Below are 14,489 nucleotides of genomic sequence, written 5' to 3' on the forward strand. Positions count from 1 at the left end.
TGTTGGGGTTCTGTTACTTTTACCGCAAATTTGAAAACAATGGCAATTACAGTTCATCCCGAGGCAAAAGCCTTAATTTTTGATTTAGACGGAACCCTGTCGAACTCGCTTCCGGTGCATGTTGAAACCTGGAAGGTCGTGGGAAAAAAGTATAATTTTGATTTTGATCCGAACATTATTCATGAAATGACAGGCCGCCCGACCATTGAGTTTGCCAAACGAATTATTGAGCAATACAATGTTGATGAACAACCTGAAATTCTTGTTCGAATGAAACAACAGGCATTTTGGGATGCGGCACATTTGCTTCAACCGATCGACGAGGTAATCTCGATTGTAAAAAATTACCACGGAAAACTGCCCATGTCTGTGGGAACCGGTGCAAGTGGAAAGAGTGCAGAAGTGCAGTTGAAAGAACTGGGTATTCGTGACTATTTCGATTTTGTAGTTTCAGCTGACGATGTACAAAAGCACAAACCACATCCGGAAACTTTTGTAAAATGTGCCGAATTAATGGGTGTTGAACCACAACTTTGCCAGGTTTTCGAAGATGGAGATCTTGGAATTTCGGCAGCAAAAGAAGTTGATATGTTTGTTACCGATGTGCGTGAACACATTGTTTACGGCGATTGGGCAATGACAGAAAACAAGTAAACGGAATTTATGGCACATTTTCTACTCGCCCTGAAAACTGTTGCGCCGCTGTTTCTCGTCATTTTTACCGGAACACTTTTTTCGCGTACAAAAGCTGCTCACGGGCCGTGGGTTGATGTGCTAAACAAATACGCACTGTGGATCGGATTCCCTGCATTGGTTATCGCATCGCTGATGCACCTCGATCCGCAAGGCGATTCCTATACAAAACTCATTCTAATCAATTCGGCCTACATTGCGGTGTGCATGTTGCTGGCCTTCCCCATTGCGCGGATTTTTAAACTTTCGAAACGGTTACGCAGTTCAATGTTTCTTATCCTCTCGTTCGGGAACGTTGCTTACCTGGGCATTCCAGTTCTTCGTAACAGCTTTGGCGACGGCATTTTGCCGGTGGCAGCCGTTCTGTCCGCTGTTTATGTTTTTTGGTTGCTAACGCTTGGTGTCATCCTTATCGAAGCTACGGGAGAAGAAACTATCCAGCCCAAAAAGTTAATGTTGAGCCTGGTTAAAAATCCACTATTGATCTCCGTTTTTGTGGGTGTGGCCATCGTACTATTTCAAATAAAAGTCCCTTCATTTATTGATAAAACTATCAGTCTTTTTGCTGAATCGGTAACTGCGGTAGTCCTTTTCTCGCTCGGAATATTTCTGGGGCAAAACAAAATTGGGGCTCCCCGCGAATGGATCAGGGTATTTGTTTTTGTAGCAGCAACCATGATTTTTTTCCCAATGTTGCTTCAATTTGGTATCCGAACAGCAGGCTTAGACGACCTACAATTAAAAGCTACAATTCTTGATTCGGCAATGCCACTCGGACTAACACCTTACGCGCTGGCCGTTCAGTATAAACTGGAAACAAAACTGGTCGCACGAATTGTGGTACTTGGCACACTGCTTTCAGTGATTATTATTCCGCTGTGGATAGCCATTCTTAACTGACAAATTGGTTCTCGCAGATTCCGCTGATGGCGCTTAATTTTATCCAGAGTCAACAATTCTTATCTGCGTAAATCCGCGAAATCTGCGTGAAACTTATTTAATGATTAAAGTCCAATTCCAGACCATCCAATTTTCCAATAAAAACAATATGACTTTCACGTGTCTCCATTATTAAATCTCCTTCCCCCAATTCAAAGCGTCCGCCAACTCCCTGCAAAATATATTCAAAAGGCTCGTTCTGAAAACACACCACTCCCTTGCAACGATAGATTTTGCTCTTATAAATATCGAGTGTATATTCCAGCCAATTAAGGAAATCGTCCCTTTTTAACGGTGCAGAAAAAGAAAGTGTTTTGGTTTGCACCAAAGCATGATTGCTTTTGTACGAAAGAAAAGAGTAGGCATTAAACGAATGTTGTTTCAGTTCACTCAAATCAAGCTCTTTTGCTTCTCCATAACTTGTCGACTGGATTTTTGCCAGCGGTGCCAGTTGATTCATTTTTGCAGCAAGTGCTTCTTGCTGCTTTTCATCCAGATTTTCCGTTTTATTTAGCAAAATAAGGTCGGCAATAGTTAACTGCTTATAAGCCATTTCCTCTTCTGGCAAATCATCAAAGTTTAGAGCATCAACCAAACAAATTGCACCGTTATATTCGTAAAGTTCTTTCAGTTCCTCATCAGCAAAAAAAGGTTGAATTACAGGCGCAGGATCGGCAATTCCTGTTGTTTCTATTAACAGGTGATCAACATTTGGGAAACGTTCGGCCAGTTCTTTTAGCACCAGCTCATACTCATCAGAAATGGTACAGCAAATACACCCCTGTTTTAATTCAAACATCTGACTGGCATCAATACCTTTAATCAGTTTTGTGTCGATTGGAACGGCACCAAACTCATTTTCAACCAAAGCAAACTGAGTATCGGGATTTGATTTCAGCAGGAAGTTGATAAAAGTAGTTTTCCCTGCTCCCAGAAAGCCGGTTATGATTGTTACTGGTATTTTATTTCGTCTACTCACTTTCTTTTAAACAAGTCCCCTTCAGGGGATTTAGGGGTTTGTAAAATTCACCCCTCGCCCGTCGATTGACGGGCACTCCCCTCAACGAAGGGAGACAATTCTTTTTCCAAAACCTATCTCTTCTTGCGACTTGAAACTTGTAGCTTGCAACAAGCTAAATCACTCCAAACAAATTCAAAATCACAATCAGCATGGCCAGAATCAAAACGTAACGAACATACTTTGCACCTCCCCGTACCGTAAAGTTGGCGCCCAGCCACGCTCCGAACATATTTCCGGCAGCCAGTATTAAACCCGCAACAATATCAACTTGTTTATTGTAAATAAAAATCCCAAGAGAAAACACTGTATAGATAAGCACAATAAAAACCTTTATCGCATTGGCACGCACCAGGTTATGACCACAGCCCAAAACCAAACCGGCCAGCAAAAAAAAGCCGACTCCCATCTGGATAAATCCACCGAACAAGCCTATTCCGAAGAAAATAATGTATTGCAGCGGCGATGGTCTAGGATTAACTTTCCCGATCTGATCGGTAATCCAGACTTCAGGTTTTAAGACTACCAACAGCAGCAAAACCACCATCAGTCCGGCAATGATTTTTTTTAAGAGATTGGGATCAATTTCAACCGCAAATAAGGCTCCGATAATCGACCCTACAATAGCGGGAACAGCGAGCCGGTAATCCTTTGTAAAATCAAGAACGTGTTTCTGCTTAAAAGTTTTTACTGCTATTACATTTTGAAGTAAAATGGCGATACGATTGGTGCCGTTGGCAATGTTGGCAGGTAAACCTATAAACATCAACAGTGGAATCGTTAACATGGAGCCACCCCCTGCGGTTGTATTAATAAAACCGGCGGCAATTCCGGTTCCGATGAGTGCCAATATCATGTACCATTCCATATCCAAAACGTCTAAATTTATTCAAATAAAATTATGACCTTAAAACGCATTCATGATTCACAAAACCAAAGTTAGTTTTATTTATTGTTAATTTACCCTCTCTCCTGTCTCTCCCTTACGAATGGAGAGACGATCAGGCTCCAAACCAAACAACTTTAAATTCAATTATCGATCTGACGTAGCAATGATCTACTGCCCAATCGTCCTTCCTTGCTTGCAGGGAAGGATAAGAGGATGGGTAAAGCGAATCACAGCTTCAATAAATTTCATAAAAAAAGCCCGAAAATAATTCCGGGCTTTGTATTCTTTAACTTATAGTTCAATTCTAGTAAGCAAACAGTGGGAAGTCCTTCATTAATTTGTGAACTTTTTCGCCAACTGCTTTAATGTATGCCTCATCGTGAATGTTTGCAATCGAGTCGTCGATCAACTGAACGATTTCAGGCATCAAATCTTCTTTTACACCACGGGTTGTAATAGCAGGTGTACCAACACGCAAACCTGAAGTTTGGAAAGGTGAACGGCTATCGAAAGGCACCATGTTTTTGTTAATGGTAATTTCGGCGTTTACGATAGTGTTTTCAACCAGTTTACCAGTGATTTCAGGGTATTTTGTACGCAAGTCGATCAGCATCGAGTGGTTATCAGTACCACCCGAAATTACTTTGTAACCCAGATCAACAAAAGCCTGCGCCATAACAGCAGCATTCTTTTTCACCTGCGCCTGGTATTCTTTGTATTCCGGCTCCAGTGCCTCGCCAAATGCAACAGCTTTTGCAGCAATTACGTGCTCAAGCGGTCCACCTTGCTGACCAGGGAATACAGCAGAATCCAACAATGAAGACATGGTACGAACCACACCTTTTGGAGTAGTAATACCCCATGGATTTTCAAAATCTTCACCTAACAAGATGATACCACCGCGAGGTCCGCGAAGTGTTTTATGCGTTGTTGAAGTTACAACGTGAGCATATTTAACAGGATTATCAAGCAAACCTGCAGCGATTAAACCGGCAGGGTGAGCCATATCAACCATAAACAATGCGCCAACTTTATCAGCAATTTCGCGCATGCGTTTGTAATCCCACTCGCGGCTGTATGCCGATGCACCACCGATGATCAACTTTGGTTTATGCTCGATGGCTAATGCTTCCATCTCATCGTAATCAACCATTCCGGTATCTTCTTTCACTTTGTAGGCAACCGGATTGTATAGAATACCCGATGAGTTTACATGCGAACCATGCGAAAGGTGACCACCATGCGACAAGTCAAGTCCGAGGAATGTATCGCCCGGTTTAAGAATTACACTCAACACAGCAGCATTAGCCTGTGCGCCTGAGTGCGGCTGAACATTGGCCCAGGCGGCACCGTACAATTCTTTAATACGATCGATGGCCAATTGTTCGGTCATGTCAACAAACTGACAACCACCATAATATCTTTTTCCCGGATAACCTTCAGCGTACTTGTTGGTCATTACCGAACCCATAGCTTCCATAACCTGCTCACTTACAAAGTTCTCTGAAGCAATTAGTTCAATTCCGCCCAACTGACGTTCGTGTTCCTTCTTGATAATGTCAAAAACCAAAGTATCTCTCTTCATCTTGTAACTGAATTAATTTAATGAATCGCAAAGTTAATACATTTTAATTCAGCCTTTTGATGATATTGGATAGATTTTGGAGATTTTTTGAACATTTAAGATAAGTTATTTAGGGTGTCCCGAAACCGGCTCAGAAAAATATATTTCAAAGATTTTAAACTTTCTCTCTCAATAAGCATCTAACAGAATTGGTGTATCAAAACTGACTTTCAAAAGATTTAAACATATCAATTAAAAAACCAAGATGAAACGAACAGTATTTTTAGTGATGGTGCTGATAAGCGCACTCGTAATTTCGTGTAACAACGGTGGTAATAATTCGCAACAAATGCCATTTGGCCGTGGAAACGGAATGGGTCCGGGAAATTTTGATCCGCAAGCCATGGTTGACCGTCAAATTGAAGAAATGGACGAAACCCTTGATTTAAGCGACGATCAGGAAGATCAGATCCGCAAAATTATGGAAGAAAATTTCGAGAACATGGCTGCTATGCGCGAAGAAATGCAAAACAGCGGCGGCGGATTTGAAGGAATGCGTGAGCAAATGCAAAAAGTACGCGAAGAACAAGACAATAAAATGAAAGAAGTTCTTTCGGAAGAGCAGTGGAATGAATACCAGGTAATGCAGGAAGAAAGAAGAGCAAGAAGAGGTCAGGGTGGTCCTGGCGGACAGGGAATGCCTCCTCAAAACTAGTTTGCAGTATTCAGTCGCAGTTGACAGGCTGAAAAAAAGATCCGATCTATACGTTATTAACACAGATCGGATCTTTTTATGCATAAAAACAAAGGATGCCATCCGTGTTTGAAATAACTCATACGTATGGCATCCCTCTGAAAACTGAGATTGCAAACAGAGACTAAATCCCCAGCATTAATTCTCCGGCATCTTTTCCTCCGGTGAATAAGAGTTCAGGATTCTCCAGTAATTTTTTCAGTTTTACAAGGAAACCTACAGAATCTTTACCATCGATAATACGGTGATCGTATGACAAAGCCACATACATCATTGGGCGAATAACCACCTGGCCGTTAACAGCTACCGGACGCTCAACAATATTGTGCATTCCCAGAATACCCGATTGCGGCGGGTTAATAATCGGTGTTGATAACAACGATCCGAAAACACCACCATTGGTAATGGTAAATGTTCCGCCGGTTAATTCTTCAACTGTAATTTTTTTGTTGCGTGCTTTTGCTGCCAGCTCTTTAATTTCCAGCTCAATTGCCGGTATCGTTTTACTTTCGGCATTGCGTACAATTGGCACCATCAAACCTTTTGGTGTTGATACCGCAATACCAACGTCAACAAACTGTGGCATTACAATTTCGTCGCCATCGATCTGCGCATTTACCATCGGATGGAAATCCATAGCCGTTGCTACGGCTTTGGTAAAAAACGACATAAATCCCACTTTAAATCCGTGTGTATCCACAAATTTTTGCTGATACTTTTTGCGCATGTCCATTACGTAGCTCATGTCGACCTCGTTAAAAGTAGTGAGCATTGCCGTTTCGTTTTTCACTGAAACAAGGCGCGCACTTAACTTTCTGCGCAGGCTCGACATACGCTGACGTTCTTCGTCGCGTGTAGCTTCTTTTTGCGGAATGGCGGCGGCAGCAGCTTGTGGTGCATTAACCACTGCTTCCACTTCTTTTTTGCCTAATCGTTTCAGGCCGTTAATCACATCGTCAACCGACAGGCCATGCTCTTTCATTATCTCTTTGGCAACCGACGTAACTTTTACTTTATCGTGCTCTGTCGAATCCGACACTGCAGGCTTTTCTTCAGCAGCTTTGGCCTTTGGCGCTTCTGCCTCCGGAGCTTTTTCTTCCGCTTTAGGTTTTTCGGAAGCCGCCGGTGCTTCAACGCTTGTATCGATGGTACAAACAACAGCCCCAACTTCAACAGCTTCGCCTTCTTCTGCTTTAATCTCAATTTTACCACCCTCGCTGGCTACAATCGTCAGCGTGGCCTTATCCGATTCAACTTCGGCTATTTCCTGGTCTTTGGCAACAACAGCTCCGTCTTCAACAAGCCAACTGCCAATTTCTACTTCGGTTATGGATTCTCCCGGACTGGGAACTTTGATTTCAATAATCATATTTTGGTTTTTTATGACGCTACAACTTCTTTTTGTTCAAAAACAGACTCCAGAATATGGTTGAGGCCCTTTTTGTGTTTTTCCATCAATCCCACGGCAGGACTGGCACTTTCAGGACGGGCAACCACTTTAAATCCAAGGTGATCGAGCTTGCGGTTAATAAACGGCCATGCTCCCATATTCTTTGGTTCATCTTGTGCCCATATTAATTGGGTAGCATTTGAGTATTTATTCCGGATTTCAGCAATCTGATTAGTTGGTATCGGATAAATCTGCTCCAAACGCACTATCGCAACATTTTTGATACCATTCTCATTCTTGTGTTTAAGCAGATCGTAATACAAGCGCCCCGTTGTAAACACAATTTTTTCCACCTGTTTTGGATTTGCAGCAGAATCGTCAATCACCTCACAGAAATGTCCTTCTGCCAGTTCTTCAACCGTTGAATGTACCATTGGATGGCGCAACAAACTCTTTGGTGTGAATACCACTAATGGCAAACGCATTTTCATTTTCACCTGGCGGCGTAACAAGTGGAACATGTTGGCCGGTGTAGTTGGCATTACAACCTGAATGTTATTATTGGCTGATAGCTCAAGAAAACGCTCCAATCGTGCCGACGAGTGTTCCGGTCCCTGCCCCTCAAAACCATGAGGTAACAAGAGTGTCAGGTTATTCATCAATCCCCATTTCTCGAAAGCAGAAGTCAGGTACTGATCGATTATTACCTGCGCCACATTGTGGAAATCGCCAAATTGAGCCTCCCAAATATTCAAACCATTTGGTTCGGCTAAGGCATAACCGTATTCAAATCCCATCACGGCATATTCCGACAGTGGCGAATTATACACTTTAAAACGCGCCTGATCTTCCGAAACATGCTTCAGCGGGAAATATTTATCCTCAGTTCCTTCAATTACAAAAGCTGCATGACGGTGCGCAAAAGTTCCACGCTCGCTGTCCTGTCCGCTTAAACGAACCGGGTGACCTTCAGCTACCAGTGTTCCGTAAGCCAGCAACTCTCCCATCGCCCAATCCAGACGGTTATCGTGAATCATCATTTTCCGGTCTGAAATAATCCGATTTACTTTTTTGAAAAATGGACGATCGGTAGGCAGGGTATAAATCTTTTCAGCTACATTTCTGATTGTATCTTCTCCAACGCCTGTTTCAACCAGCTCATTAAAATTGGCTTTCGAAGGCATTTCGTATTGTTCGTACTCCTTCACAAGGAATTTACGAATCTGTAACTTTTCAATTTTCTCCGATTCCTTGTATTTGCCTTCCAAAAACTGGTCGAACTCACGAACTTTTTCGCGCGATTCTTCGTGGGTCATTATTCCCAGTTCGTTTAACCGATCGGCATAAATATCGCGCGGATTTTTATGTTTTGAAATGGCTTTGTACAACATCGGCTGTGTAAAACGCGGTTCATCACCTTCGTTGTGTCCGTATTTACGGTAACACAGAATATCGATAAACACATCAGAATGAAACTTCTGACGGAATTCCATTGCCAGCTTAATTGTCCATACCAAGGCTTCTACATCGTCGCCATTTACGTGGAAGACGGGGGAACGGGTAACTTTTGCAACGTCGGTACAATAGGTACTCGATCGTGCCTCGAGATATGGAGTGGTAAAACCTACCTGGTTATTAATGACCAAGTGGATTGTTCCACCGGTTTTATACCCGGGCAACTGCGACATTTGGATGGTTTCGTACACAACACCCTGCGTTGCAATTGCAGCATCGCCGTGAATGACAATAGCGGCAGCCTTGCTGTAATCGCGTTTATATTCGTATTCAATCTGAGAACGAACCATTCCCTCCACTATCGGAGCAACTGTCTCCAGATGCGATGGGTTGGGAACCAGTTTCAATTTTACTTTTTTGCCAAAGTCGGTGACCACTTCGTTTTCGTAACCCAGGTGATATTTTACATCGCCCTGCGCAATGTCATCTTCGTATTCGGTTCCGTAAAACTCTTTAAAAATATTTTGATAGGGCTTTTCCAGGATGTTTGCCAAAATGTTCAAACGTCCGCGGTGTGCCATTCCCATAATAAATTCTTCCATGCCCAGTTCTGCGCCCCGCTCAATAACGGCATCGAGTGCCGGAATTATTGCTTCCGCTCCTTCAAGCGAAAAACGCTTTTGCCCAACAAACTTTTTGTGGATAAAATTTTCGAATCCAACCGCCAGCTTCAGGTGATAGAAAAAATGTTTCCGCTTTTCTTCGGTGTACTCTTCCGAGTTTTGAGTACTTTCCATTCGCTCGCGCAACCATTGCACAACCTCCGGGTGCCGCATATAAACATATTCAACACCAACCGAACGACAGTAAGTAGCCTCAAGATGCGCAATAATGTCTTTTAGTTTTGCCGCACCAATGCCAATTTCGTTACCGGCCTGAAATGTTTTTTCCAGATCAGCCTTTTCTAAACCGAAATTTTCGATATCGAGTGTTGGCGAGTACGTACGACGGGCACGAACGGGATTTGTTTTGGTGAACAGGTGTCCACGCTGACGATAGCCATGAATTAAGTTTAATATGGCAAATTCTTTATCGATATTGTCGAGTTTTACTCCCGACGGTTTCTCAGGGTATTGTTTACGGGCCAGTTCAAAACCCGAAAAGAACTGTTGCCAACTCTTATCAACCGATTCCGGATCTTCCAGATAAGATTGGTATAGGTTCTCAATCGCCTCGAGTTCCTGGTTTCCCACAGACGAAAATTTATCCATAGTTGATTTTTAATTAACTTTTATATGATATTGAAGAAACAATGCAGTTTTTTTATTGTTTATCTGCGATCATAGTTTTTTCCTATCAAAATTAAGCTTTCCTGATGATTTTTAAGCATGCTCAACAATTTTGGTTTTGAGAAATACTTTGATTGGCTATTTTTGCTGAAAATTTACGACAATGATTCAAAGAATTCAGACCTTGTTTATCCTTGTAGCCGGAATGTTAATGGGCTCGTTATATGTGCAGAAATTTGCAGACATCATCGTTAACGACCAACTGCATGTTTTTAATGCATTTGGAATTTTTAAGGATGAACAACTACTTTTTAGCGGTTTACCATTAATGATTCTGATCGGCATTATTGCTGTGCTTCATCTGGTGGCCATCTTTTTATACAAAAAACGCATTCTTCAAATCCGGATTCTTGGATTTTCGATGCTTCTAATGCTGGGGCTTTTCGGACTATTCTTTTATTTCACTTACGCGAGTTTCGAAGAAGTTAAGGTAGCTTTTAAAGTTGCGATTGCGCTGCCAATTGTATGTATCATTTTAGATTGGCTGGCTATTCGTGCTATTGGAAAAGACGAAGCCTTGGTAAGAAGCCTGGATAGAATAAGATAAAACCGAATGAAGAATGTCGATTAACGATTTTTGATTGGCGAAGTTGCGATACAAAAGCGACAATCACCTTTGAGATTTCTAAAATCATTATTCGTTAATCATCATTCGACATTCAAAATAATAAAGTTTGGTATTATGCAAGCAATGATTTTCGCCGCCGGTTTGGGCACCCGTTTAAAAGACGAAACGGCCGATAAACCAAAAGCTTTGGTTGAAGTTGGCGGGAAACCATTGTTACAGCATGCCATTGAAAAACTGACAACAGAAGGTGCCACCAGAATTGTGGTTAACGTTCATCATTTTGCGCCGCAGGTAATTGATTTTATAAACAGCAAGAAATGGGATGTTCCTGTTCTTATTTCTGACGAAAGTGAAAAATTGCTAGAAACAGGCGGCGGATTAAAATTTGCACAACACCTTTTTTCGCCAAACGAACCGATACTAATTTATAATGTAGACATTCTGAGTAATCTCAATCTACAGGATGTTTTTGCGGAGCATACCCAATCAAAAGCGATTGCAACTTTAGTTGTTCGACAGCGTGAAACACAGCGTTACTTTAAGTTCGATTCTGAACTCAATCTGGTAGGATGGATCAATAAAAAAACGGGCGAGACGAAAATATCAAGGCCTGAAAATTTTCAGGAAGCTACAGAAATGGCTTTTAGCGGTATTCATATTGTAGAGCCGGAGATCTTTGATTTTATGCCTGAGGAAGATCGTTTTTCTATCGTTCAGTTTTACCTCGAACTGGCAAAAACAAAAAATATAAAAGGCTACTTCGACAACTCTGATTTATGGATGGATGTTGGAAAACCTACTCAACTGGAGGAAGCTCGAAGGCTATTCGAATAATTCGTCTGATTTTTGAAACGCGCTAAGCGGTTCCAAACCGCTAAGCGCATAAATGCAGCTATTATTAACGACAAAATTATTTTAGCAACTTATAATTCCGGTACTCAAACAAACGTACCCCAAACAACTTTTCGACACGATACAATAATCGGTACTTAAATTTCATCTGAATTTTATCGGTGTCTACTTCAACTTCCCAGTTCAATCGTTTTATCCTGTTTTGCATTACTTCAGGTTGAGTGCCCTCAAAACGTGTTAATGCATCGTATTCTGCACCGTAATTAAATTCCTGCTCCGATGCTTTTTTTTGCGCTTCTTCCTCAGAAATTCCGTGGTAAAAAGCTTTTACCGAGTCAACTTTTTCCTGCATAAATTTAGGATGGCGTACCCAACCGTAATGATAAATTTCGGCATCAACAGGTACAACTTTTAACTTCTTCCCATTTTTCCGAAATCCCTGCGCATCTTTATACGAACGAACGGTTTTATCATTCCTAATCACCCGAATTTCGTTGCGGTACCAGTGTCTGCAATCGCCCACATAATCGTATGTTCCATAAAAATGGCGGTAGCGAAATAACAAGCCTTCAACCTCCTTTCGTTCAAGGTTGGTTTCCATTGCCTTTTTTATCACTGGAAGATATTTTTCGTGCACCACCTCATCGCCCTGAATGTAAAAACACCAGTCGTATTCTTCAGGAATCGTATCAATTGCTTTATTGGTTTCGTCGGCATAAACAAAGCCTCCTTCACGCAGATTATCATCCCAAACCGTATCTACTATATTGATCTTTTCCGGATCGATGTCTTCAATAATTTTTCGTGTATTGTCCTCCGATTTCCCAACGGCAACCACAAAATGATCGCAAATGGGCAAAACTGAAGTTATCGCTTCAATAATTGGGAAATCAAATTTTTCGGCGTTTCGGATAAATGTAAAACCACAAACTTTCACTGGATAGAATTTTCTGATTGGATAAGATAGATTTAAGTCAAAACAATACTCTCGTTTACTTTGGCTAAATTATAAATTAAAATGAACTCCGGTATTATTTCACAAATTGATTATCTCTGAACACCCCATCCCTAAAGGGAGTAGAGACAATCAATTCGCTTCCGCCATTTGGCGGATCGGGTAAACGAATTGATATTTTATTGATTTTACGCCAATAACGACTGCACAGAAAACGCAAAGGCATCGTTTTCGTTGCTTGGCACCACCGGGTATTTGTGTTTTATTTCGTGCGGCGAATTCTCGGTTAAAAATGAGTGCATGGTAAATTCCAACAAATCAAAATCGTTGTAATCATTTCCCAGCCCCATCGTTTCGTCTTTCGAAATTCCCAGTCGTTTGCAGATTTCGTTTACGCCATTTCCTTTTGATACTGAATGGTGAAACACCTCGATCCAAATATACCTAGGAGTGATTGGAGACGATGCCCGAATAACCCTAATCTCAGGACACAAAGCTTCAATCTCCGACTTCAAACGATTAAACCGTTCTTCGTTTTGTTTGATAATTATCAGAAACTGGCACAATTCTCCTTTTGGTAAGCTATCTGTTTTTAAAGGCTCTGCATGAGCAACATTGAATTTAAAATAGCGCTCAAACTCTTCGCAATCTTCTTTTCCACGATAATAATAATGCTTGTGATTATCCGGTACCGGAAAAAAAGCGTGGAAATTCACATCGCGACTAATAAAATGATTCAGCAGCTTTGTGGCCGAAGTTGCTTTTAAATTCTGATTGGCAACAAGTTGCCTGGTCTGCCAGTTGTAAACGCCGGCTCCCGATGAAAAAACTACGTAATCAAAAGGCAGATCGGGCTGCAGAACAGCTTTTACTTTCTGTAAATTCCGGCCCGTTGCTGCTACCCGAATAATCTTTTTCTCGCCCAGTTTGTGTAGCGCTTCAATATTTGCTTCACTAATCGTCCGGTCGTTTTTCAGAAACGTACCATCCAAATCGGTTGCAACAAGTTTAATGTTCTTCATCTGTCTGCTTTTTCACCGCTAAAATTAGCCAAAATCCGTTTATCCGAATATTCCGGGTTTTAAATTTCTGTTATACCAATTGTAATGTAATATGAAGCACAGCAAATTTTACATTTTACAATGGTGAATACCGATAGATTGAAAAAGATGTCCAGACGCTTCCGGACGCCATTTTGAAACTAATCGGTATTAATCGTGTTTATCTTCCAAAGCCACATGTTCGTCGAATTTATTTAATGTTTGGAACTCTTATGGATACATTTGAGTATTGTTTTATATTTGTGGCTTATTCTAAAACAGATAATCAGCAAAATAATGAGAATTGCACTAATTGGCTACGGACGAATGGGAAAGGAAATTGAGAAGATTGCACTGTCGCGTGGTCATGAAATTGGATTAAAAATTGACCTCGACAACCAGCACGACCTCACCATTGAAAATCTAAAAAAGTGCGACGTTGCCATCGAATTTACTATTCCTGCTTCGGCAGTAAATAATTATAAATTGTGTTTTGATGCCGGTATTCCTGTTGCTAGCGGAACAACCGGTTGGCTCGATAATAAAGAAGAAGTTTACAAGGCCTGCGAGGAAAAAAACGGAACTTTCTTTTACGGAAGTAACTTTTCGGTGGGTGTAAACCTGTTTTTCGAGTTGAATAAAAAACTGGCTGAATTGATGGCGCCACGTTCAGAATATGGTGTTGAAATGACCGAAGTTCACCACACAAAGAAACTGGATGCACCGAGTGGAACTGCAATTAGTCTGGCCGAAGATATTATCGAAAATCTGCCAACAAAAGATGGTTGGGTGAACGATGAAACTCCTGCCGATAACGAAATGAATATTAAATCGGAGCGCGTTGGGTTGGTACCCGGTATTCACACCGTTAAATACGAATCGGAAATCGACTTTATTGAAATTACACACAGTGCAAAAAGTCGTACAGGTTTTGCTTTCGGAGCGGTTTTGGCTGCTGAATATTGCCTTGAAAACAAAGGCATTTTAACAATGAAAGACTTACTTAAATTATAAAATAAAAAT

Annotated in this window: 13 protein-coding genes; 6 read left to right on the forward strand and 7 right to left on the reverse strand. The window is 41.4% G+C overall.

Translation table 11 applies throughout. The features are described from left to right. The first annotated feature begins 39 nt into the window (after positions 1-39). Together SLH46_RS14010 and SLH46_RS14015 are read left to right on the forward strand one after the other, a co-directional pair. On the forward strand, positions 40-654 hold the full coding sequence (locus SLH46_RS14010; RefSeq protein ID WP_320281830.1) for a beta-phosphoglucomutase family hydrolase: 615 nt from the start codon (positions 40-42) through the stop codon (positions 652-654). A gap of 9 nt (positions 655-663) precedes the next feature. Beyond that, a complete protein-coding gene (locus tag SLH46_RS14015; protein WP_320281831.1) occupies positions 664-1,593 on the forward strand; it encodes an AEC family transporter in 930 nt (309 codons plus the stop codon). A gap of 97 nt (positions 1,594-1,690) precedes the next feature. Here the strand turns inward: SLH46_RS14015 and SLH46_RS14020 are convergent, their stop codons facing one another. From SLH46_RS14020 to glyA, 3 genes are all read right to left on the reverse strand, one after another. Further along, complete coding sequence (locus SLH46_RS14020) at positions 1,691-2,611, reverse strand: CobW family GTP-binding protein (protein WP_320281832.1); 921 nt, start codon at positions 2,609-2,611, stop codon at positions 1,691-1,693. Between the two features lie 154 nt (positions 2,612-2,765). Further along, entirely contained in the window at positions 2,766-3,518 is a 753-nt protein-coding gene (locus tag SLH46_RS14025) for a sulfite exporter TauE/SafE family protein (RefSeq protein ID WP_320281833.1), read from the reverse strand. Positions 3,519-3,843: 325 nt separating this feature from the next. Continuing rightward, positions 3,844-5,124, reverse strand: coding sequence for a serine hydroxymethyltransferase (gene glyA, locus SLH46_RS14030; RefSeq protein WP_320281834.1), 1,281 nt, complete (start codon positions 5,122-5,124; stop codon positions 3,844-3,846). 244 nt (positions 5,125-5,368) lie between these two features. Here glyA and SLH46_RS14035 point away from each other — a divergent pair, with 244 nt between their 5' ends. After that, positions 5,369-5,818 carry a Spy/CpxP family protein refolding chaperone gene (locus SLH46_RS14035; RefSeq protein ID WP_320281835.1) on the forward strand — a complete coding sequence of 150 codons (450 nt, stop codon included), beginning with the start codon at positions 5,369-5,371 and terminating at the stop codon, positions 5,816-5,818. Between the two features lie 163 nt (positions 5,819-5,981). Here the strand turns inward: SLH46_RS14035 and odhB are convergent, their stop codons facing one another. Both odhB and SLH46_RS14045 read right to left on the reverse strand, forming a co-directional pair. Then, positions 5,982-7,226, reverse strand: a complete 1,245-nt coding sequence (odhB, locus tag SLH46_RS14040; protein WP_320281836.1) for a 2-oxoglutarate dehydrogenase complex dihydrolipoyllysine-residue succinyltransferase — start codon at positions 7,224-7,226, stop codon at positions 5,982-5,984. 11 nt (positions 7,227-7,237) lie between these two features. Further along, positions 7,238-9,973, reverse strand: a complete 2,736-nt coding sequence (locus SLH46_RS14045; RefSeq protein ID WP_320281837.1) for a 2-oxoglutarate dehydrogenase E1 component — start codon at positions 9,971-9,973, stop codon at positions 7,238-7,240. A 181-nt stretch (positions 9,974-10,154) separates the two neighbouring features. Between SLH46_RS14045 and SLH46_RS14050 the strand changes: the two genes are divergently transcribed. Continuing rightward, complete coding sequence (locus tag SLH46_RS14050; protein WP_320281838.1) at positions 10,155-10,598, forward strand: DUF4293 domain-containing protein; 444 nt, start codon at positions 10,155-10,157, stop codon at positions 10,596-10,598. A 135-nt stretch (positions 10,599-10,733) separates the two neighbouring features. Continuing rightward, positions 10,734-11,453 (forward strand): nucleotidyltransferase family protein, encoded by a 720-nt coding sequence (locus SLH46_RS14055; RefSeq protein WP_320281839.1) that lies wholly within the window; start codon positions 10,734-10,736, stop codon positions 11,451-11,453. 76 nt (positions 11,454-11,529) lie between these two features. On the opposite strand, the gene SLH46_RS14060 is transcribed toward SLH46_RS14055, so the two are convergent. Both SLH46_RS14060 and SLH46_RS14065 read right to left on the reverse strand, forming a co-directional pair. Beyond that, the gene (locus SLH46_RS14060; RefSeq protein WP_320281840.1) at positions 11,530-12,408 is read right to left on the reverse strand and encodes a hypothetical protein; all 879 of its coding nucleotides are present in this window, start codon (positions 12,406-12,408) and stop codon (positions 11,530-11,532) included. 206 nt (positions 12,409-12,614) lie between these two features. Continuing rightward, positions 12,615-13,448, reverse strand: a complete 834-nt coding sequence (locus SLH46_RS14065; RefSeq protein ID WP_320281841.1) for an HAD family hydrolase — start codon at positions 13,446-13,448, stop codon at positions 12,615-12,617. 315 nt (positions 13,449-13,763) lie between these two features. Here SLH46_RS14065 and dapB point away from each other — a divergent pair, with 315 nt between their 5' ends. Then, on the forward strand, positions 13,764-14,480 hold the full coding sequence (dapB, locus tag SLH46_RS14070) for a 4-hydroxy-tetrahydrodipicolinate reductase (protein ID WP_320281842.1): 717 nt from the start codon (positions 13,764-13,766) through the stop codon (positions 14,478-14,480). Positions 14,481-14,489 lie beyond the last annotated feature (9 nt).

Origin of the sequence: Draconibacterium sp. IB214405, assembly GCF_033963885.1 — a bacterium.
GTDB lineage: Bacteria > Bacteroidota > Bacteroidia > Bacteroidales > Prolixibacteraceae > Draconibacterium.